This is a genomic window from Myroides sp. DW712, assembly GCF_046557355.1.
Classification (GTDB): Bacteria; Bacteroidota; Bacteroidia; order Flavobacteriales; family Flavobacteriaceae; genus Flavobacterium.
In genome coordinates this window covers 49,369-70,910 of sequence record NZ_JBKFDO010000019.1, presented here as the reverse complement: position 1 = coordinate 70,910, position 21,542 = coordinate 49,369, and the positions used below count along the sequence as shown (strand labels likewise).

At 36.9% G+C, this 21,542-nt stretch carries 17 protein-coding genes; 7 read left to right on the top strand and 10 right to left on the bottom strand.

What is annotated here, in order from left to right; genetic code table 11:
* Nucleotides 1–61: 61 nt before the first annotated feature.
* The 9 genes from ACLJX0_RS13240 to ACLJX0_RS13200 all read right to left on the bottom strand — a co-directional run bounded on the left by ACLJX0_RS13240 (nucleotide 62) and on the right by ACLJX0_RS13200 (nucleotide 11,954).
* Complete coding sequence (locus ACLJX0_RS13240) at nucleotides 62–769, bottom strand: Bax inhibitor-1 family protein (protein ID WP_410881053.1); 708 nt, start codon at nucleotides 767–769, stop codon at nucleotides 62–64.
* Nucleotides 770–818: 49 nt separating this feature from the next.
* Complete coding sequence (locus ACLJX0_RS13235) at nucleotides 819–1,427, bottom strand: 4'-phosphopantetheinyl transferase family protein (RefSeq protein ID WP_410881052.1); 609 nt, start codon at nucleotides 1,425–1,427, stop codon at nucleotides 819–821.
* 98 nt (nucleotides 1,428–1,525) lie between these two features.
* The gene (locus ACLJX0_RS13230) at nucleotides 1,526–2,383 is read right to left on the bottom strand and encodes a DUF4302 domain-containing protein (RefSeq protein WP_410881051.1); all 858 of its coding nucleotides are present in this window, start codon (nucleotides 2,381–2,383) and stop codon (nucleotides 1,526–1,528) included.
* 3 nt (nucleotides 2,384–2,386) lie between these two features.
* The gene (locus ACLJX0_RS13225; protein WP_410881050.1) at nucleotides 2,387–3,262 is read right to left on the bottom strand and encodes a substrate import-associated zinc metallohydrolase lipoprotein; all 876 of its coding nucleotides are present in this window, start codon (nucleotides 3,260–3,262) and stop codon (nucleotides 2,387–2,389) included.
* A 5-nt stretch (nucleotides 3,263–3,267) separates the two neighbouring features.
* Nucleotides 3,268–4,692, bottom strand: a complete 1,425-nt coding sequence (locus ACLJX0_RS13220) for a RagB/SusD family nutrient uptake outer membrane protein (RefSeq protein ID WP_410881049.1) — start codon at nucleotides 4,690–4,692, stop codon at nucleotides 3,268–3,270.
* Nucleotides 4,693–4,776: 84 nt separating this feature from the next.
* On the bottom strand, nucleotides 4,777–8,142 hold the full coding sequence (locus ACLJX0_RS13215) for a SusC/RagA family TonB-linked outer membrane protein (RefSeq protein ID WP_410881048.1): 3,366 nt from the start codon (nucleotides 8,140–8,142) through the stop codon (nucleotides 4,777–4,779).
* Nucleotides 8,143–8,578: 436 nt separating this feature from the next.
* The gene (mscL, locus tag ACLJX0_RS13210) at nucleotides 8,579–9,025 is read right to left on the bottom strand and encodes a large conductance mechanosensitive channel protein MscL (RefSeq protein ID WP_410881047.1); all 447 of its coding nucleotides are present in this window, start codon (nucleotides 9,023–9,025) and stop codon (nucleotides 8,579–8,581) included.
* Between the two features lie 64 nt (nucleotides 9,026–9,089).
* Complete coding sequence (locus ACLJX0_RS13205; RefSeq protein ID WP_410881046.1) at nucleotides 9,090–11,534, bottom strand: bifunctional UDP-N-acetylmuramoyl-tripeptide:D-alanyl-D-alanine ligase/alanine racemase; 2,445 nt, start codon at nucleotides 11,532–11,534, stop codon at nucleotides 9,090–9,092.
* Between the two features lie 57 nt (nucleotides 11,535–11,591).
* The gene (locus tag ACLJX0_RS13200) at nucleotides 11,592–11,954 is read right to left on the bottom strand and encodes a DsrE family protein (RefSeq protein WP_410881045.1); all 363 of its coding nucleotides are present in this window, start codon (nucleotides 11,952–11,954) and stop codon (nucleotides 11,592–11,594) included.
* Between the two features lie 198 nt (nucleotides 11,955–12,152).
* On the opposite strand from ACLJX0_RS13200, the gene ACLJX0_RS13195 reads away from it, so the two are divergent.
* From ACLJX0_RS13195 to ACLJX0_RS13165, 7 genes are all read left to right on the top strand, one after another.
* On the top strand, nucleotides 12,153–12,713 hold the full coding sequence (locus ACLJX0_RS13195) for a YeeE/YedE family protein (RefSeq protein ID WP_410881044.1): 561 nt from the start codon (nucleotides 12,153–12,155) through the stop codon (nucleotides 12,711–12,713).
* Nucleotides 12,714–12,722: 9 nt separating this feature from the next.
* Entirely contained in the window at nucleotides 12,723–13,136 is a 414-nt protein-coding gene (locus tag ACLJX0_RS13190; RefSeq protein WP_410881043.1) for a DUF6691 family protein, read from the top strand.
* An 82-nt stretch (nucleotides 13,137–13,218) separates the two neighbouring features.
* On the top strand, nucleotides 13,219–13,854 hold the full coding sequence (locus tag ACLJX0_RS13185; RefSeq protein ID WP_410881042.1) for a Crp/Fnr family transcriptional regulator: 636 nt from the start codon (nucleotides 13,219–13,221) through the stop codon (nucleotides 13,852–13,854).
* Between the two features lie 3 nt (nucleotides 13,855–13,857).
* Entirely contained in the window at nucleotides 13,858–14,643 is a 786-nt protein-coding gene (locus tag ACLJX0_RS13180) for a sulfite exporter TauE/SafE family protein (RefSeq protein ID WP_410881041.1), read from the top strand.
* A gap of 75 nt (nucleotides 14,644–14,718) precedes the next feature.
* The gene (locus ACLJX0_RS13175; protein ID WP_410881040.1) at nucleotides 14,719–16,146 is read left to right on the top strand and encodes an MBL fold metallo-hydrolase; all 1,428 of its coding nucleotides are present in this window, start codon (nucleotides 14,719–14,721) and stop codon (nucleotides 16,144–16,146) included.
* A 6-nt stretch (nucleotides 16,147–16,152) separates the two neighbouring features.
* Nucleotides 16,153–16,470, top strand: a complete 318-nt coding sequence (trxA, locus tag ACLJX0_RS13170) for a thioredoxin (RefSeq protein ID WP_410881039.1) — start codon at nucleotides 16,153–16,155, stop codon at nucleotides 16,468–16,470.
* A 198-nt stretch (nucleotides 16,471–16,668) separates the two neighbouring features.
* Nucleotides 16,669–19,404 (top strand): M16 family metallopeptidase, encoded by a 2,736-nt coding sequence (locus ACLJX0_RS13165; protein WP_410881038.1) that lies wholly within the window; start codon nucleotides 16,669–16,671, stop codon nucleotides 19,402–19,404.
* Between the two features lie 332 nt (nucleotides 19,405–19,736).
* Here ACLJX0_RS13165 and lepA read toward each other — a convergent pair whose 3' ends face one another.
* The gene (gene lepA / locus ACLJX0_RS13160) at nucleotides 19,737–21,533 is read right to left on the bottom strand and encodes a translation elongation factor 4 (RefSeq protein WP_410881037.1); all 1,797 of its coding nucleotides are present in this window, start codon (nucleotides 21,531–21,533) and stop codon (nucleotides 19,737–19,739) included.
* Nucleotides 21,534–21,542 lie beyond the last annotated feature (9 nt).

Genomic DNA, 21,542 nt, shown 5'->3' with positions numbered 1-21,542 from the left:
ACTTTTATGCTATAAAAAAAGCCATACGATTGGTATGGCTTTAGTATTTATCGTATTGGGATTAATTACTTCTGTTCATTAGAATTCTTAGGATATACCAGAACAACAACATTAACGATGCAAACAAGCTTAACGCGGCTGGCACATATTGATCTGCTGCGAATTCATTCTTAATTTGCCAAGTCGAGTATAGGATTGATCCAGATGCAAGCCCAACCATAGCTAAGGAGAACCACAAGCCTAAATCAAAACCAAACAACATCCCTGCTACAATCGTTCCTAAAGCTAGGAAAAATCCAAGTGTTAAGATGGAACGCAGAAAAGAGAAATTAGCATTGGATCCAAAGACTACCCCTGTTAATCCTAAGAATAGCGCTAAGGTCAATACTCCCGCTTGTACAATTAAGGAAGAATCTCCTGTCATACTTAAGGCTACGACTAAAATAGGTACAAACAAAAATGCTTCTGCTAAGACATAAAGCATAAAACCAGCATATTGTTGTGGTCTATTTGCTGTTTTATAAGTTAGGTTTTGCGCAAACCAAGTAATTCCCATAAAAGCGCCTAAAATGATTAACCAAGAGAATTTACCCATCCCCAACAATTGAAACATTCCATTCACCACAAAGGGCGTATTCAATAAAACTGTTTCAAATACCATAAAGGCAAATACACCTAAGGCTAAATTACCGTAGGTTCTTTTGTAAAACTGTGCTTTCACCGTATCCGATTCATGAGCAACAGCATAAATGTGTTGATTATCTTCCATGTTTATTTTTTTTGGCAATTTACGAAAATTACCACAATTAAAATTTATTTTAATAGCTAACAACAAATACGTAATTCCCTAAGCGAAAAGTATGATAGTGTAGCTGTTTCTGAAAATCATCTTGCTTAATCTTCGCTTGCTTTTGTTCAACATGTACTTCCATATCTTGGGCAAAACTCAAGCTACGTGAATTACACATTTTAAACAACGCTTCTTTCACCGACCAGATTTCCGTTAAATACATTTTTTTATCTTCTAAAGGAACTGGTGCCAAGGCTAATTCTCTTTCATTACAAAATTTACCACTCAAACGGATAATTTTATCGCGAATCAGTTCGACATCTACCCCAATATTCTGCGCACTAATGGCTACGATGGCATAATCGAACGAATGTGAAATTGAAATATACTCCCCTGTGCAAAGACTCGGCCTACCGTTTTTATCATAGCACAAATCACAATCAGCAAAATTCAGCTGACGCAAAATTTGACGCACCGCTAAGAACGCTTTTTGGTGGTTCTCCGCTTTCATCTTAGCCAAGCGCATTTGACTAGCCGTACTTAATTCAAGCCCTATTTCTAATTCTAATAATGACTCTGTAATATGCCATACATATAATTTTGCTGACTCTACTGTTATTTCTTTTACTAGTCCCATAAATAAAAAAAGTCAGTATTGTATACTGACTAAATGAATTGCAAAAATACAATTTGTTTGACATAAAAAAAAGAGTCGCAATTGCGACTCTTTTTATATTATAAAATAATGATTGAATTCTCTCCAACTTCTCCTTTGAAAACTCCATTTTCCAATTTCAATACTGAAATTGTAGATCCATCTTCAAATTCAATTGCAGGACTTACAATGATTTCATCTATGTTGAAACCAATTCCAATTCCACCATTACCGTTTACAGATTCTGTCTTATCATCATTCAATACAGTAGCATATCTTGATTTTGCGGTGTATCTAAAATTATAAACCGTAGCTCCTTCATTGTCTGTAACGATCAAGCTTCTTTTAGATCTTAGAACCGTCATTAAATCTTTATTCAGTTTTAAATTCGTCCAATCCTCAGCAGTAGCTTTTGTCATTTTTATTTTAACTCCTTCTCTTGGAGTTAGGAAATTAATACCTTCTGAATCAGTACCGTAGTATAAAAACTGAAAATCACCTTTATAACCTTCTCCTTTTAAATCATTATTAGGATAAATTGAGTTATCACTTAGTAGGTGAATATAATTTGCGTCATTAAACATCAAATTTACAGTACTACCTATAGGACTAACTAAAAAGTGAGAAGTTCTCTTTTCTAAAGGATTCCTACTCCATGCATAACCGGTATACGGATCAACATCACTTATCATCGTCACTTTGTTATCTTCAAAGTCATACAAATAAGTAAAGCCTCCTAATTGTGAGTCATCTGTGAAATAGATCATTTTCCATCCATCAGCAGAACTTAATAATTCATTTTCAAGCTCTTTTACTCTTTTCTCCGTACGTACTGAAGGACTATCGTCAAATTTACTCTCAAAATTATCGCTATTACAAGAGCTCAAAAGACTTACTAGAGCAAACGCTATCGCTCCATTCAAAAATACTTTTCTCATATCTTAATTATTAGCAGCTTCAACAATATCAAGCGTTCTCTGACGCGTTTCCTTACACAGTTCATAGAAGTCAATACCGAAAGCTTTATCATAATAACTAACAACCATTGCTTCTTTTTTTCTGATTTTTTCTTTACCTGTTACACTCGAAATAGCGTTTACCTTATTATTGTACTCAACAATATCACGTAACATCCAAGAAGCTTGCTCAGCAAAATCTTCTTTTCCATTTGAACGTGCATAGTTAGAAATAAAGCCTAAACTCCAAGCTTCAGCATCACTTGCGTTTTGCCAATCTGCACGATAAGCATTAGACGTAATAGCCATATAGTTTTGCTCATCAAAATGAACCCTCTGATTCAGAATGTGAACATACTCATGTTGAATCGTATGAATAAAGTTTTTAACAGCAGCTTCACTTTTCAGCTGTAATGCATCTACCTCAAACAAAGAGATTCTATAACCTTGCTCAGCTAAACCTAACGTATTTGTCCCATTCGTATTCATATTTCTACTTCCAGTAAGAACCAACTCACGTGGCGCTGTCTCTTTTACGAATAAGGTATCAGCAACTGTAGCATAAGCATCAAGCCAGATTCCTTTTACAACGTCTAGCGCTGGTCTAACATTTTCTTCAGCGGGAGGAGTTAAATAGCGTTCGATATCTACTTTATATGGATTCCATTTATGAAATACTCTAATGTTATATAGATCACGAAATTCTTTATCAACCCAACGATCAATATCAGATTTGTTCTCATCTGGAGTAACATTTAATACAGATTCTCCTAATTTATCATCTTTCTCACAAGAAGCGAACAAAGCGCCTATCGCTAATACTGTTCCTCCAAAATAAGCTAAATATTTAGTACTCTTCATAATTTTTAATTTTTAGGATTATCAATTAATCCGTCGGCAACAGCGTGTAAAGGTAAAGGTATCTCTCTTCGCAAATCGCCTTTTGGTAGTGTAATTGCAGGAGCATCTTTGAATGTATGAACTACTTCCATATTTAAACGTTTAATATCTAACCAACGTTTTCCTTCGTGTAAAAACTCTCTACGTTTTGCCTCTAATACCCCTTTAAGTACAACAGCTTGGTCATCTGAAATACTATAAAAAGGTGTAAACTCATCCGCTACAACAGGGTAGAATTCTTTCATCTTTGCAAGCGTCAATACATCAGTAGCTGGATTATACCCAGTTGTTCTAGTTCCAATATAATAAGACAACTCCGTCATTGCCTCATCCAAACGATTAGACATTACTAAAGCTTCTATTCTATTTAAATAAGCTTCATCATTTGAGAACAAGACATAATTTAAATATCCAACACCAGTTCCTGCAGTAGGATTTTCAATTTTGAAATACTCCCAGAATTTTGGCATCACCATCAAAACTTGATTATTCATTGAACCGAAACTAATATGCCAAGCTTTCTTAAAAGGATTTACGTTAGCGTAAACCTGTTGATATCCATCGTAAGTTAAACCAAATCGAACATCATCTGCAATATCTCTAAAATAATAAGAATTTACAGTAACCATTAATAAATTCGTTTTATGTGTAGATCTACCATAATCTATGTACTGATCACCTAAGCCCAATTCACCTAAAGCTTCCATGTCACGAATGTATGCACCAACAGCAGGTTTAGAACCTAAATAGCTCGTGTTTTCTAATACTTTATCCCACTCACCAATACTTAAATAGAAAGTCGAAGCAAAAGCTTTAGCTGCATCTACATTAAAGTGGTAACCAGAAACTTTGTAATCATTCGTGATGTACTTTAATCCTTCTTCTAAATCAGCTTCGATGTTTTTATACACTTCAGCAACTGAGGCTCTTTTATATTTTTTAACTAATACCCCTTCAACCTCAGTTACATACGGTACTCCTAAATCAGAATCCGCCGTAGCAGGATTATACGGTTTTGACCAAAGTGATACCAATTGAAAATGAGCATAAGCACGTGCTAGTAGAGCTTCAGCTCTAATACCATTTAAACTACCATCGGCATTCCCTAATTTATCAATTGCTTCCAATGCTTGATTTGCAGCAGCAATAGCACTATAACAAGCATCCCAGTAATCCGATGGTGTTTCAGGTCCCGTATCGGAATCAAACTCCCAACGATAATTTTTACCGTTTGTGATAGTTTCAACTGATGGTCTTCCTGTATCAAAAACGTTATCAGAATATGTCTCTGCAAAAGCTGCCATTCCTCTTTCGGGATAAGCAGTTACAAGAAGCTCTGCTATCTTGTCCTTACTATTTAACTCTGTACGGTTATCTGGCGTCTCATCCAAGAAATCACTACATGATACAAAACCAAGTGAAGATAAAACAACAGTAGCCACTAATATTTTAATTCTTTTCATAATTCGTCCTAATTAAAATCCAACATTTAAAGTCAATGAATATTGTGTCGTTACTGGCATTGCTACCCCTCCAGACATAAAGAACTCCGGATCTTGACCGTTTAATTTCTTATCTGAATAAATCAACCATGGATTTGTTGCAGTTGCTCTTAAAGAAAAATTAGAGAAACCAATTTGTTTTTTCAATAATTCAGGGAACTCATACGTTAAAGAAATATCTTTTAAACGAACAAAACCACCATCAGCAATTCTTTCGTCAGAGTAATCATACGTATTATATGCTCTATTAATAGCATTTTTTCCGTAATTTCTCATTAACATTCCTTCAGCCATTACTGGAATACTTGTTTTTGATTCATCTCCAGGGTTAATCCATCTATTATTCATGTCTTTGGTGAATACATCCATATCAGACATTGAAGAATATTGTCCTTTGTACATTGGGTTCAATCTAATTTTATTTCCTCCTGATGCTACAACAAATACGTTCAAGCTCCAGTTTTTATAAGTAAATGAGTTTGATAAACCTAATGATTTATTCGGCTCAACTGAACCTTCATATTTTAAATAACCTGTGATATTCTCACGGTCTTGTAAGTTAGCTCCAGAAATATTATCTGTTACCCCATCACCCATAATAAACGTCGGTAATCCTTCGTGGTTCAATCCCGTGAATTGGTAAGAGTAAATAGAGTTTCTTGGGCGTCCAACTACATTACCTCCTGTAGGAGCAACTAAATCAATTGCACGAGAAATATTTTGCAATTTTGTAATCTCCTGATCATAGTATGACGCATTAATTGTCGTAGACCAAGTAAAATCAGGTGTTACAATATTTTTAGTTGTAATAGCGAACTCGATACCTTTAGTAGTCATATTCGCGTTGTTTCCTAATTTAGATTTTTGTCCACCTACACCAGATGTTGTAACCCAGTCAATCAAGTCAAATGCTTTTCTTTGGTATGCATCCGCAACCAATTGTACTCTATTGTTCCACAATCCTAAATCAAAACCAATGTTCAATTCGTGTTGTTTTTCCCAAGTTAAATCAGCATTTTGTAAATCCTCAATTCTCAATCCATTTTCTCTGTCAACCATAAACTCTCTAGTTGTGATAAAACTTTTGAAAATAGCCAATGAATTCGTTGCAGGACCAGCAGTTGCAGTTAAACCATAAGAACCTCTTAATGCTAAATTACTAATTGTCTCATTGTCAATTAAGAATTTCTCTTGTTTTGCATTCCATTTTCCAGAAACCGTCCAAGTTGGTAACCATTGATTACTTCCTGTTCGCCCTTGTCTATTTGAACCATCATAACGTCCTGTTAAAGACACTACATAACGGTTATCATATGCATAGGTCGCTTTTCCAAAGAAACCTACCGTTCTTTCTCTATCTTGGTTAAATCCATAGTACGAACCACCGTCTCTAACTAATTTCTCGATTACTAATGGATCAATAAAAGGAGTCATTCCTCTTTCGTATTGCAGACCATATGCTTCAACATTGTCCGCATCACGGTCAACGTATCTCATCTCTGTACCCACGAATCCATCTACTTCATGTTTGTCTCCAAATGTTTCTTTGTATGAAAAACTATTTCTTACGTTGTAAGACAATAACGTATTGTCATATCTATATTTGATACCTCCATTTGGCATAATAACTCTTGGAGAAGCTGTTGGATTATCTGGGTCTTTATATAGGAAAATATTTGCATTTTCAACCACTTGTGACTCTTTTGCATTATAAGCTCCTACAACGTTTGATTGCTCATAAATATTATGATCTCTTCTTGAATTTACGTAACGTGCTGATGAATTCAAGTTATACGTTAATGTAGGTAAGATTTTATATTCTGCATCCATTTGAATTTTAATATCTTTTACATCCACTTTCATTTGGTTGTAATCCAATTCGTTTAAGATATTAAATGGCGCCCAGTTCATTCTGTTATACTCTAAATTTCCATCATTGTCATACGCGCGTAATGTTCTAGACGTATTTAACGCATAGCTAAATGGGTTGATGTCAAAATCACGTGATGTTCCACCGTTCACTACGTCTGTTTTACTATCGTAACTTCCTGGCGCATCTTGATTACGTATAGACACGTTTGTACCTAATGTAAGGTTAAATTTATCGTTTAAATAGAAAGTATTTTTCAAGTTCATTGACAATCTACTTACTTTATCTGCAATACTCCATCCTGGATCATGATAGAAACCAATAGAAGCAAAATACGCATTTTCTTTACCTCCTCCTGAAAAACTCAACGAGTGGTTTTGTGCAATAGATGGTCTAAACAATGTTTTAAACCAATCTGTGTTTGCCATTTCATATTGTCTCAAGAATTGATTAGAATTCACATCATCATTCTTTACAAGGAAACTACCATCAGGGTTTACTGTACCAATAGCATTAGCTAAGTGATAATAAACTCCTCCATATCTACCTTGTGCAGCTGAAGCTAAATCAATTCTACCTTTATTACTCATGTCTTGCAACACAGCCATATTATCTTGAGAATTCATAATATCATACTGACCATAACGAGGAACAACTCTTAATGTACTCTCCATAGAGTAATTGATAGATGTTGGAGCTTCACGACGACCAGATTTTGTTGTAATTACTACAACCCCATTCATCGCACGAGAACCGTAAATTGAAGTAGCTGAAGCATCTTTCAAAATTTCCAAACTCAATACGTCATTCGGGTTTAATCCAGCAATTGCAGAACTCAATAACGTTTCAGAGTTTCCAGATGCTAAATCTTGGAAAGACACGTTCACGATATCTTCTTGTACCACTCCGTCAATTACCCATAAAGGTTTTGTATCCCCTAGAATAGAAGACGAACCACGAACTGTAATTTTAGGTGCAGAACCAAAAGTACCCGATACGTTTTGTACCGTTACCCCAGCCGCTTTACCTTCAATCATTCTACTTACGTCAGGAACACCTTCAACTTTTAGTTCCTTCGCGTCAATTCTACTTACAGCTCCTGTAAAGATTCGTTTTGACATTTTGTCAATACCCGTATTAATGATAACGTCGTCTAGCATTTCTGCTTCTTCCGCTAATTTCACATTAACTACAGCTTGTTTGCCAACCTTTTTCTCAGCTGTAACAAACCCCATAAATTGGAATACCAAAATAGCATTCTCATCTTTTACAGTGATTGAATAGTTACCGTCGAAATCGGTAGCAACACCTTCTTGGGTACCTTTAATCAACACACTTGCTCCCGGAAGAGGATACCCATCCCCTCCAGAGATAACTTGTCCTGTAACCTTTCTGCTTTGCGCAAACCCCTCATTTACCATTAGCAAGGCTGCTATTACAAAGAAGAAATGAAGTACAACTTTCCTCATGTTCTATTAATTTTAAATTGTTTAACAAACAAATAACAAAAAATCGACATATGCTAATTTTATGTTATTTTTTTACAATACGGAAAAGTTAAAAAATGTATGCAACTGTTTTACAAACAATTACAACCACACACCTCAAAGCCTAATTCCAAAAGGAAAGATACAGCATAGTACAACAAAAAACAAAATACTAAAATTTTAAACAGATGATAAAAATATACGTTAACAAAACCAAAATTAACAACCAACATAGCTTAATACCAAAACAAAATTAACAATCTACACAAAATCAATACAGCATCTTAAAGTTTACTAACAAAAACTTTAACGAAAATAAAAATAGTTCTAAAAACAATTTTCTTCACCCAGGGAATAAAACTAAAAAAGGAGACTGGTTTTTTCCAATCTCCTTTTTCTGTATTAAAAATAAAATCGCCTACTTTCCTTGATTTTTTAATAAATCGCGAATTTCCGCCAACAAATCTTCTTGCGTTGGTGCTGGTGGCCCTGCTGGTTCTGGTGCTGCAACTGCCTCCTCTTTCTTTCTCAATTGGTTAATTCCCTTTACCATCAAGAATACACAGAACGCTAATAACGTAAAGTTAATTACTTCTGTAATGAAGCTTCCGTAAGCAAAGATAACATTGCCGTCAACTCCTCTCGCAGCAGCTAAAGGCGCTCCATCCGCAGCTTCTCCTTTTAACACCACATACATATTGGTAAAATCTGGTGTACCAATAATAGCCGAAACTAAGGGCATAATCACATCATTAACGATACTTGTAACGATTTTACCAAATGCTCCCCCAATGATAACCCCTACTGCTAGGTCCATTACATTGCCTTTTACAGCAAATTCTTTAAATTCTTTTAAAAATCCCATAGTTAAAATTTTATTGATTGCTTTTAACAAAAATACTTATTTTATTCTAAAAAAAAACTTTTTCTTACTCTTCAAAAAAAATTCTTTTAACTCTTTGAGACACACTTGTTATAATTTCATACGGAATCGTATGAATTGCCGATGCAATAACAGTCGTTGGCAATTCTTCTCCAAAAATAATCACTTCATCTCCTTCTACACAGTCAATCTCCGTCACATCCACCATCAACATGTCCATGCAAATAGAGCCGGTTATTGGAGCTTTTTTATTTTGTATCATCACATACCCTCCATTACTTCCCCATACTCGATGAATTCCATCGGCATAGCCAATCGGCACGGTTGCTATCTTTGTCGGACGCTCTGCTCTAAATCGACGCCCATAGCCCACACTCTCCGTCGTTTGAATTTCTTTGACTTGCATGATGCGCGTTTTTAATGTTCCCACATTGCGCAACTGTCTCATTTCCTCTACGTCATTTCCAATACCATATAAACCAATTCCCAAACGCACCATATCCATTTGGTAAGTGGTATAGTTGTAAATACCTGACGTATTGAGTATATGCAACAACGGCTGAATATTCAGTCGCTCCTTAATATAGGTGCTGTTTTTTACAAATAGTTCCATCTGTCCTAAGGTAAAACCCTGATATTGTTCCATATCACTCGAAGAGAGATGTGAGAATATAGAAGTAACAGCTACGCTATTAGTGTGTTTTAAGATATCAAGGAGTTCATCCAACTCATGGGTTAAAAAACCATGGCGGTGCATGCCTGTTTCTACCTTAATGTGTATCGGATAGTGATAAGCATTTTTTGCACGAGCAACTTGAAGAAAAGCACGCAATTCTCGAATCGAATAAATCTCCGGTTCTAAGTCATACGCCAACATAGCGGAAAAAGCACTAATTTCTGGATTCATCACGATAATGTTCGTTTTGATTCCCGCTTTTCTTAACACAATCCCCTCATCGGCAAAAGCCACCCCTAAATAGCTCACTTTTTCGTGTTCTAATAATTTAGCAATTTCTACGCTCCCATGTCCATAACCAAATGCCTTGACCATCACCATCGTTTTGGTTTCTGGTTGTAATTTGGAACGATAAAAATTCAAATTATGTCGAATGGCAGTAAGATTAATTTCTAAAACTGTTTCATGGGTTTTCTCTTCCAACAAGCTGACGATTTTATCAAAGCGAAAACCACGAGATCCTTTGATTAAAATTGTCTCATCTACAAACTCGTCCATCGATACTTTCTGCAAGAATTCTTCCGTAGAAGAAAAGAAGCGCTTTACCTCAGAATCTTTTCCATACTGACTAATTTCTTCTCCAATGCAAATCACTTTTCCAATCTGGTAATTTTTCAGCAAGTGATTTACCTGTTGGTACAATTCACGCGGTTCTAAACCACTGTGAAAAACATCAGACAAAATCACCGTCTTATTTGCATTACTACGATGCTTTTCTAAAAAATCCAAGGCAATACTCAACGACTGAAAGTCGGAACTATAGGCATCATCAATAAGGGAGCAATTATTAATCCCTTTTTTTACCTGTAAACGCAATTCAATCGCATACAAGTGCTTTATACGTGCTTGTATGATTTCAATAGCGTATCCCATCGTGAGCATCGTCAAGATACACGTCATGCAATTGTTTACCTCAAATTCGGTAACAAAAGGCAACTCAACGGTAAATTTTTCTACCTTATTATATATAAGGAATAACTCCCCCCCTTTTAACTCACCATACAACACTGAATCTGAATCGGTTAAACTCCAATCCATATATTTTGATAATTGCGGCACTGCTGTCGAAATCACGGAATTCTTTTCGCCAAGAATAATAGGCGTATGCGTAAACAACTGCATCTTTTCACGGACTTTCTGCGCGACACTTTCAAACCCTTCTTGATGTTCCTTGGTAATCGAGGTGATGATTCCCAACGTGGGTTGTACAATGGGTTGTAGCTTTTGCATTTCGTTCACGGTCGAGATTCCGACTTCAAACAATCCAATCGTATGTTGTTCCGCCATGCCAAATACAGACAAGGGAACCCCTGTTTGAGAGTTATAACTCTTCGGGCTCTTGCTAATGGAATATTCTGGGCTCAAGAGAAAATTCAACCATTCTTTCACCACGGTTTTCCCTCTACTACCTGTTATTCCTATAACAGGAATAGCAAATTTTTGGCGATGCCAAGTAGCAGCCTGTTGCAGGGCGCGTAACGTATCTTGTACAACAAAATACGTTACCCCTTCCTGCGGTATTATTTTTGTTCGATCGGATACCACAAAGTAGATAACCCCCAATCGAACTAATTCTTCGATATACGCATGTCCATCGTGATTTGGTCCAACTAATGCGAAAAACAACGTGTCACTATCATTCAAAAGTGTGCGGCTGTCCACCGCGACACGATTAATTTCAAAGCGCTCTTCACTCTTATCCCCAACAACCTCAGCATGTAGATAAGCACAGAAATCTGCAGTAACAATATTCATTAACTAGTCTTTATTTATTTAGATATACAAAGATAAGCAGCATGAGCAATTGTATTGCTATAAATTGCACTTAATATACGCCCAACCTGCTTCTTGTTTTTCAATAATGGCTATCAATCCAGAAGGGACAAAAGCAACCTGATCTACGATATCTGATTTTTCAATTTGTCGCACGCGAATCGTATTTTCACAGGCAAAAAACTGCACGCCTTTTTGTATGGCTTGTTTCAGAGCCTCACCAACCATGGTCTTGGTTTTTCTTACCATTCCAATAGCTGGACCATGTACAACTACATGGATTTCTACGTCATCTCCCCAATGATTGATTACATTCGTCACATAGGTCATTAAAGCGTTTTGTTCATTGATATTTTCCGTATTCATTTGAAAAACAACGCTATGTTTCTTTCCAGTATTCATAATTGTTCTCGTTTAATTTTTGTTTTTTGTTGATTAAATATAAAGCTACTAAATCCTTTTTCATTATTCAGTATTTTCTCTTGTTTTTTGTTTGTTTTCTTTCTTCTTCCGTGAAATATATCCTACTGTATCAAAAGTTACTGTAGATAGCCAAAATAATTCTCACTTTTGTGGAATATAAATCAAAATAAAAGAAGTATGCATTGGATTTTTGAACCTTGGCCCTGGTATATTGGTGGAATTTTTATCGCTACTACCTTAGTATTACTGCTCTTTATGGGGAAAACCTTTGGATTTTCATCTAACCTAAGAACAATGTGTTCCATGATGGGGGCAGGAAAAACCTGTGATTTTTTCTGCTTTAATTGGAGGGCACAAACCTGGAACTTACTCTTTCTTATTGGAACCATACTCGGCGGTTTTATCGCATATCACTACCTCAGTGTAGATGCGGCAGCTATTCCATTAGGTGAAAATACCTTACAAAAACTACAGAAATTGGGATTTGACAGTGCAGGACAAGCCTATGTTCCTACAGAACTCTTTGGCGAAGAAGCTTTTTCTTCGGTAAAAACCATACTCCTTCTTCTGGTTGCTGGTTTTTTTGTTGGCTTTGGATCGAGATATGCGGGTGGATGTACCTCAGGACATGCTATCACAGGTTTAAGCAACTTTCAACTGCCTTCGCTAATCGCTGTTATCGGCTTCTTTATTGGTGGATTGATTATGGTACACCTTATTTTTCCATTTTTATTTTAAGTCTTACACATGAAAAAAATAGCTTATTTATTTGTCGGTATTCTATTTGGTATTGGCATGTTTAAATCAGGGGCCGCTTCTTGGTTTAGAATTTACGAGATGTTTCAATTTGACAGCTTTCACATGTACGGAATCATGGGGACAGCTCTAACTCTTGCAGTGATTGCCACTTTACTTATCAAAAAGAATAAAAGCAACGACTTTTCTGGTACTCCCATTGTCTTTACTCCCAAGGAAAAAAGTATCCCTCGTTATTTAATTGGCGGAGCTTTCTTTGGCCTAGGATGGGCACTTGGCGGCGCTTGTCCAGGTCCGATGTTTGCCCTTGTGGGTGCTGGTTTTTATCCCATTATCATCGCTATTATTGGAGCTCTACTGGGTACTTGGTTTTATGGATTGGTTAGAAAATGGTTGCCTCATTAAAAAATTGATGTAGTTATACAGCTCTTTTTGTTAGCTAAACCATTTATAGTATCTTTAAATCCAAACAACGGGAAGCGTCAACATGGGACATATAATTAGAGAGAAATACCGCCATCTTTTTGAAGAAAAATTATTAGACGAAATCATTGAAGTCTCTACCATTAGAGACTTTAGCGAAGGCGAACGCCTGATGGAAATTGGAGAATACATCAAAAAAATTCCACTCCTACTTTCTGGTGCTATCAAAATTATACGCGAAGATCAAAAAGAAGGAGAAATTGTCTTGTACTATATTGAGGAGGGAGATACCTGTGCGATGACCTTAACGTGCTGTTTAGGGGAAACCAAAAGTCAGGTACGCTCTATAGCAGAAAAAGACGGCAGTGTTATCTTAGTTCCTGTTAGCAAAATGGATGATTGGCTCGTTCGCTATAAGAGCTGGCGCAACTTCGTATTGACTAGTTACAACAACAGAATGAATGAATTACTCGTTGCGGTGGATAGTTTAGCATTCATGAATATGGAGGAACGCTTGCGCAAACTCTTACAGGACAAAGCTAAAATATACAACAGCAAATTTATTCACAACACCCATCAAGAACTCGCAGCGGAATTAAACACCTCACGCGTAGTCATTTCCCGAATATTAAAAACCTTAGAGAATCAAGGCATTATTCGCTTAAACAGAAAATATATCGAATTACTACAAAACACCTAACCCATGGATGCAACAATTGTCGGTTATGCTTTAGCCCTTTTCGTAGGTATTTCTCTAGGCTTAATTGGCAGTGGAGGTTCCATTTTGACGGTACCGATTCTCGTGTACATTTTAAAAATCGAACCCTTTTTAGCAACCGCCTATTCCCTATTTATTGTAGGATCAACGGCTTTAGTTGGCGGCATTCAAAATGCCATCAACCGCAAGGTGAACTACAAGCTGGTCTTCCTTTTTGGAATCCCCTCGTTGATAGCGGTTTATGTTATGCGTGCCTTTGTACTACCACTTGTTCCTGATACCCTGGCCATCGGTTCGCTTAACTTATCCAAGAATCTACTGCTCATGGTGCTCTTTGCCCTTGTGATGTTTACCTCCTCTCTGAAGATGATTCGCCCCAAAGCAATAACCCCATCTGCAACACCTCCTAAAAAAAGTAACTTAATGCTTCAAGGAATACTCATTGGAATTGTAGCGGGAACTGTAGGTGCCGGAGGTGGTTTTTTAATTATTCCTGCCTTGGTGCTGTTTGCTAATGTAAGCATGAAAGAAGCTGTGGGAACCTCGCTATTTATTGTCGCCATCCAATCGTTATTTGGTTTTTTAGGTGATGCGAATAACCCACTGATTGATTGGCCCCTATTGGTCACCTTTAGTGCCGTTGCCGTAGTAGGAATCTTTATTGGCATATTCTTAACCCGCTTTATACCAGACAATAATCTCAAAAAAGGATTCGGCTATTTTGTATTACTTATGGCCCTTTACATTTTTACCAAAGAAGTGTTTTTCTAGTTTGTAACCTAGGTTACTGATCAATTCAAAACATCTTCTTACTTTTACTATATCAATTAAAAATAAACAAGACTCATGAAAATAGAACAAATTTATACCGGATGTTTAGCACAAGGTGCTTACTATATAGAAAGTAATGGTGAAGTAGCTATTATTGATCCATTACGTGAAGTACAACAATATGTAGATAAAGCAAGCAAGGATAATGCCGCAATTAAATACATTTTTGAAACACACTTTCACGCAGATTTTGTCAGTGGACACGTTACTCTAGCCGAAAAAACAGGAGCTCCTATTGTATATGGTCCCAATGCAAACCCTACATTTAATGCGCATATTGCTACAGACGGAGAGGTGTTCCAATTGGGAAATATTACAATCACAGCGCTACACACACCAGGACATACGATGGAGAGTACAACTTACTTACTAAAAGATAAAAATGGCAAAGATCACGCTATTTTTACTGGAGATACGTTATTCTTAGGCGATGTAGGTCGTCCGGATTTAGCGCAAAAAGCGGCCAATTTAACACAGGAGCAGTTAGCAGCTACGTTATACCATAGCTTACGCGATAAAATCATGCCTTTAGCGGATGATGTGATTGTGTATCCCGCGCATGGTGCAGGATCTGCTTGTGGAAAAAACTTGAGCAAAGAAACGGTAGGAACCTTGGGAGACCAAAAACAAACGAACTACGCCCTTCGTGCCGATATGACAGAGGCAGAATTCGTGAAGGAAGTAACAGATGGTTTATTACCTCCTCCTGCCTATTTCCCCTTAAATGTAAAATTAAACAAAGAAGGATACGCCAATGTGGAACACATTATCGAAAAAAATCAACCCTTAACACCCGATGCTTTTGAAACTCTTGCGGAAGAATCTGATGCCTTGCTTTTAGATGTTCGATCAGCCGCAGATTTTGCACAAGGTCATATTCCAGGTGCTATTTTTATTGGTCTTGATGGACAATTTGCTCCTTGGGTAGGGGCTTTGATTACCGATATCAAACAACCGATCTTAATTATCGCCCCAGAAGGGCGCGAACAAGAGTGTATTATCCGTCTATCTCGTGTGGGATATGACAACTCTTTGGGCTATTTAGCGGGTGGTTTTACCGCATGGAAAAATGCCGGAAAAGAATATGATACCGTACAACAAGTCACAGCTACAGAATTAGAAACGGCGCTAAACACTGGAGATATCACCATCTTTGATGTGAGAAAACCAGGAGAATACAACGCAGGACATATTGCAAACAAAAATGTAAACCACACGCCTTTAGACTTCCTCAACGATTACTTAGCCGAATTTCCTACAACGGGAAACTTTTACATCCATTGTGCAGGGGGTTATCGCTCGTTAATTGCGGCTTCAATCTTGAAAGCAAGAGGATATCACAATATGATTGACGTGATTGGCGGATTTAGTGCAATTAAAAACACAGGTATCAGCTTAGCGGACAACAGCTGTACGTCTACTTGTTCGTCCAATTTAAAATAAGTGAAAATGACAAAATTTGAAGCGTTAATTCAATCGGATCAATTTGTATTGGTAGATTTCTTTGCCACTTGGTGCGGTCCTTGTCAAATGCAGGCTCCTGTGTTAGAAGAAATCAAAGCGTTGCTACAAGATGAAATTACGATTATCAAAATTGACGTAGATAAAAATCAAGCTTTAACCGCTCAATACAGTACCCAATACAACATGAGGGGAGTCCCCACCCTGATGTTGTTCAGACAAGGGAAACTCTTATGGAAACAGTCGGGCTACACAGATAAACAGACTATATTGCATCACTTTAATGCGTATAAAAACAAGTATTAGTCCGCTACTTCCAGTTGATTGAATCAACCTAAAAAAGCACGTAACACCACTTACGTGCTTTTTTATTTCCTTTCTCCAAATTATAAATAATTGTTAATCAGTAACAAATAAAGAAATCTACGTCTAATTCTTTATGTATTAGCTATACGACGAATAAAATCACAGCTATTTTATATAACTTTTTATAAAACAACCAAAATGAAAAAAATTTTTTACACCCTTGTGCTAGCCAGTGCTATTGGGTTTACCAATTTCACGGTGGCGCAACAAAAGAGCAAAGCTACTTTTGTCACACAAGTAGAAGACATTAAGGAATACAAACTCAGCAATGGACTTCAAGTTTTACTACTTCCCGATGCTTCTCAAAACAATTTAGTTGTAAACATTGTATACAAAGTGGGTTCTAAGCACGAAGGATATGGGGAGAAAGGAATGGCTCACTTACTAGAACATATGCTGTTTAAGAGTACAAAAAACTTAGGGGATATCAAGAAAATGCTTTCAGATAAAGGAGGAACAGCCAATGGTACTACGTATTACGATCGCACCAACTACTATGAAGTATTCCCTTCTACAGCGGAGAATCTCGCTTGGGCTTTAGAAATGGAAGCGGATCGTATGATCAACGCAACCTTACGTCAAGAAGATTTAGATAAGGAATTTTCTGTGGTGCGCAACGAGTTTGAAATCGGAGAAAATGACCCAACGAGTGTATTGATGGAACGCACAATCAATACTGCATACTTATGGCACAACTATGGCTTAAGTACCATTGGATCCAAAGAAGATATTGAACGTGTAAAAACACCTCAACTGAGACGATTTTACGAAAAATATTACCAACCAGACAATGCTGTTTTAATCGTAGCAGGTAAATTTGAGGAACAAAAAGCGATTGAATTTATTGAACAATACTTTTCGGTTATTCCTAAACCTACCCGTATACTGGATGAAATCTTAACCGTAGAACCTGCTCAAGACGGAGAAAAATACGTGGAAGTAAAACGCAATGGCGATAGTAAACACATTCAAATGTTGTATCACACTGCCTCTTATGCAGATAAAGATTACGCGGCATTAGCAGCACTAGAACATATTTTAAATAGCGATCCATCTGGTTATTTACACCAAGCATTAGTAGAAACGCAAAAAGTATCCTCCCTTTGGGCCTATTCTCCCGAAGTAAGAGATGCTAGCTTTATGCTATTTAATTTTGATGTACCGAACGATAAAGATCAAGTAGAAACCTTAGCTGAAATTAAAGCTGAAGTAGCCAAAATTGGCGATATTCAATATACACAAGAAGATCTTGACCGCGCGAAAACAAATCTTTTAAAAGGAATTGAAGCCCTGCAAAACAATACCATCAGCACAGCCATTAACTTAACAGAAATCATTGGTTCTGGAGATTACCGTCTTGGTTTCTTGCTCCGCGATACTATTGAGAACTTAACGCTTTCCGATATCAACCGCGTCGCAAAAAAATACTTCAAAGACAACAACCGTACCGTAGGAATGTTTATCCCTACCAAAGACGAAATTCGAGTTAAACCAACAGAATTCCTGAATACAGATATTGATGCTTTAGTCAAAGATTACAAAGGAAAAGAAACAGCACACAATATTCGCGATTTCGCTCCTACCATTGCCAACTTACAGCAAAATTACACATCGGGTCAGTTGAGTAATGGATTGAAATATGGAATCATTGACAAAGATTTGAAAGGAGAAAAAGTAAACATCTCCATTCAGATTCCTGTTGGAAATCAAAAAGAGTTACTACATAAGCAATACATCGGATCGCTTACAGCTTCTCTGTTAACTGCTGGGACTAAAACAAAATCAAAGCAACAAATTCAAGATCAATTGGATCAATTAAAATCCAATGTAAGCATTCAATTTAACGGTCAAACGATTTCAATTTTTGTTTCTTCGTACAGAAACACCATTAAAGAAACCATGGAGCTTTTAGAAGATGTACTGAAAAATCCAGTATTTCCAGAAAGTGAATTAACGAAGGTAAAACTAGAATACACGACGTATTTAGAAGGAAATTTAAATGATCCACAGACGGTAGCTTTCAATAAAATAGCACAAGCAACATCGAAGGAAGCGAAAGGAAGTATTTTCTACGTAGCTTCTACCCAAGAAGATATTGACGGATACAAAGCGATAACAACCCATGAAATCAAAGATTTTTACAATACATTCTTTGGGGCCAATAATGGTATTGCCACCGTTTTAGGGATGCAGAACAAAGAAGAAGCAAAAGATTTACTTGAAAAAACGGTAGGTAACTGGACCAATAAAGTAAAATTTGAACGAGCTTATCCAACCTTCTTTGCAACCAAACAAGGAAAAGAAATCATCCAGACACCAGATAAAGAAAATGCAGCGGCTGTAGGTAGTTTAACGTTCGAAATGAATAAATCTAATCCAGACTATCCAGCCCTAGTATTTGCCGATGACGTAATGGGCGGTGGTTTTATGACCGCTCGTATTCCTCAACGTTTACGTGAAAAAGAAGGAATTAGCTACGGTGCTGGTACTTCTTTATCTGTGCCATCAGATACCAAAAACAACAGCGCAAGCTGGTTCATTTACGCCTTCTTAAATCCAACCAAACGCGCAGAAGTAGAGCAGGGAATACACGATGAATTTGCTAAATTAGTGGAATATGGAATCACCGAAGAAGAACTGCAAGCAAACAAAGTGAGCTGGAAAAATGCTAGACAAACGGATTTAGGCTCTGACAACTACTTGATGTCATTATCTAACTTATACTTAACGTATAATATTCCTTTTACTGATTTTGACAAGTTAAATCAGGACATGGAAAAATTAACCGTAAAACAAGTGAATGCTGCAATTAAGAAATACTTGCAACCGTCAAAATTCACCACCATTTACGTAGGTGATTTTACAAAAAAATAAGCCCTATAAAAAAACCTCTTGAAATTCAAGAGGTTTTTTTATACTAGTCCTACTGTACTTAACAACTAAAATCTACACGTAGATATAACTTGTAGCTATTAATCTATTTAAAGACCTTTTCCACCTCTGAATCATCCATACGGGTTATAGCCCCACTTATTTAACTTTTGCCCTTAAAACATTGGTTTTGCCCTTAAAAACACCGGTCTGAAGTTCTCCCGGCCAAAGCGGCTTATTTCTCATACTTGTTTTTCCATGATTCATGTCTAGTGGACAAAAAAAAAGACTATCCAAAGAATGAGATAGTCTTTATATCTAACGAATAATCGTTTCTAATCATTTAATTTTAATACAGCCATAAAAGCTTCTTGTGGAATTTCTACGTTTCCTACTTGACGCATGCGTTTCTTTCCTGCTTTTTGCTTTTCAAGTAATTTACGCTTACGGGAGATATCCCCTCCGTAACATTTAGCCGTAACGTCTTTACGTAACGCCTTTACTGTTTCACGTGCAATTACTTTTACTCCAATAGCCGCTTGAATCGGAATATCAAACTGTTGACGTGGGATCAATTCTTTCAATTTCTCACACATCTTCTTCCCAATGTGATACGCATTGTCTGCGTGCATCAGAGCAGAAAGTGCATCCACTACGTTGGCATTCAACATCACGTCTACTTTCACTAAGTTTGATGTACGCATACCAATTGGTGAATAATCGAAAGAAGCATAACCTTTAGATACAGTTTTTAAACGGTCATAGAAATCAAATACAATCTCTGCTAACGGCATATCAAACATCAACTCTACGCGATCTTCCGTTAAATACGTTTGGTTGGTAATAATCCCACGTTTTTCAATACACAGGCTCATTACAGGCCCAACAAAATCGGCCTTGGTAATGATTGTTGCTTTGATATACGGTTCTTCTACGCGTTCTAATTTAGATGGCTCAGGTAAGTCAGAGGGGTTGTTTACCACGATCGGTGTTTCTGGATCTTTCTTGGTGTACGCTAAGTAGGACACGTTGGGAACCGTTGTAATTACCGTCATATTAAACTCTCTTTCCAAGCGCTCTTGAATAATCTCCATGTGTAACATCCCTAAGAATCCACAACGGAAACCAAATCCTAAAGCGGCTGAACTCTCCGCTGCAAAAACCAAAGAAGCATCGTTCAATTGCAATTTCTCCATCGAGTTACGCAATTCTTCATAATCTTCTGTATCTACAGGATAAATTCCAGCAAATACCATTGGTTTTACGTTTTCGAACCCTGAAATCATATTTTGAGTCGGTACTTTTGCATCTGTAATCGTATCTCCTACTTTTACTTCTCTTGCTTCTTTAATACCCGAAATCAAATAGCCAACGTCTCCACTTGAGATCACTTGTTTAGGTACCTGATTTAATTTTAACGTACCAATCTCATCGGCAAAGTATTCTTTGCCTGTAGCCATAAATTTAATTTTTTGTCCTTTGGTAATCTTTCCATTAATCACACGGAAAATTACTTCAATTCCTCTAAAAGGATTGTATACCGAGTCAAAAATCAAGGCTTGTAAAGGCTCTTCAACATCGCCTTTTGGTGCAGGCACACGTTCGATAATGGCTGCTAATATTTCTTCCACTCCCAATCCTGTTTTACCAGAAGCGGGAATAATTTCTTCATAATCACAACCCAATAAGTTCACGATATCATCGCTTACTTCTTCTGGGTTTGCACTTGGCAAGTCAATTTTATTTAAAACGGGAATGATTGTCAAATCATTTTCCAGTGCCAAATAAAGGTTTGAAATCGTTTGTGCTTGGATACTTTGAGCCGCATCCACAATCAACAACGCCCCTTCACAAGCGGCAATAGATCTAGAAACTTCGTAAGAGAAATCTACGTGTCCTGGGGTGTCGATTAAGTTTAAAATATATTTTTCGCCTTTGTACTCGTACTCCATTTGGATGGCATGAGATTTAATGGTAATCCCTCTTTCACGTTCCAAATCCATACTGTCCAAAAGCTGATTTTGTTGCTCACGTGCACTTACCGTTTGTGTAGCATCTAACAAACGATCTGCTAACGTACTCTTACCATGGTCAATGTGAGCAATAATACAAAAGTTTCTAATGTTCTTCATCTTGGTTAT

Excerpts from the sequence above, each read along its gene's own strand:
- lepA (WP_410881037.1), bottom strand. The coding sequence starts at position 21,533 with ATGAAGAACATTAGAAACTTTTGTATTATTGCTCACATTGACCATGGT.
- ACLJX0_RS13215 (WP_410881048.1), bottom strand. The coding sequence starts at position 8,142 with ATGAGGAAAGTTGTACTTCATTTCTTCTTTGTAATAGCAGCCTTGCTA.
- ACLJX0_RS13200 (WP_410881045.1), bottom strand. The coding sequence starts at position 11,954 with ATGAATACTGGAAAGAAACATAGCGTTGTTTTTCAAATGAATACGGAA.
- ACLJX0_RS13185 (WP_410881042.1), top strand. The coding sequence starts at position 13,219 with ATGGGACATATAATTAGAGAGAAATACCGCCATCTTTTTGAAGAAAAA.
- ACLJX0_RS13175 (WP_410881040.1), top strand. The coding sequence starts at position 14,719 with ATGAAAATAGAACAAATTTATACCGGATGTTTAGCACAAGGTGCTTAC.
- ACLJX0_RS13165 (WP_410881038.1), top strand. The coding sequence starts at position 16,669 with ATGAAAAAAATTTTTTACACCCTTGTGCTAGCCAGTGCTATTGGGTTT.
- ACLJX0_RS13190 (WP_410881043.1), top strand. The coding sequence starts at position 12,723 with ATGAAAAAAATAGCTTATTTATTTGTCGGTATTCTATTTGGTATTGGC.
- ACLJX0_RS13205 (WP_410881046.1), bottom strand. The coding sequence starts at position 11,534 with ATGAATATTGTTACTGCAGATTTCTGTGCTTATCTACATGCTGAGGTT.
- ACLJX0_RS13180 (WP_410881041.1), top strand. The coding sequence starts at position 13,858 with ATGGATGCAACAATTGTCGGTTATGCTTTAGCCCTTTTCGTAGGTATT.
- mscL (WP_410881047.1), bottom strand. The coding sequence starts at position 9,025 with ATGGGATTTTTAAAAGAATTTAAAGAATTTGCTGTAAAAGGCAATGTA.
- ACLJX0_RS13240 (WP_410881053.1), bottom strand. The coding sequence starts at position 769 with ATGGAAGATAATCAACACATTTATGCTGTTGCTCATGAATCGGATACG.
- ACLJX0_RS13195 (WP_410881044.1), top strand. The coding sequence starts at position 12,153 with ATGCATTGGATTTTTGAACCTTGGCCCTGGTATATTGGTGGAATTTTT.
- ACLJX0_RS13230 (WP_410881051.1), bottom strand. The coding sequence starts at position 2,383 with ATGAGAAAAGTATTTTTGAATGGAGCGATAGCGTTTGCTCTAGTAAGT.
- ACLJX0_RS13225 (WP_410881050.1), bottom strand. The coding sequence starts at position 3,262 with ATGAAGAGTACTAAATATTTAGCTTATTTTGGAGGAACAGTATTAGCG.
- trxA (WP_410881039.1), top strand. The coding sequence starts at position 16,153 with ATGACAAAATTTGAAGCGTTAATTCAATCGGATCAATTTGTATTGGTA.
- ACLJX0_RS13235 (WP_410881052.1), bottom strand. The coding sequence starts at position 1,427 with ATGGGACTAGTAAAAGAAATAACAGTAGAGTCAGCAAAATTATATGTA.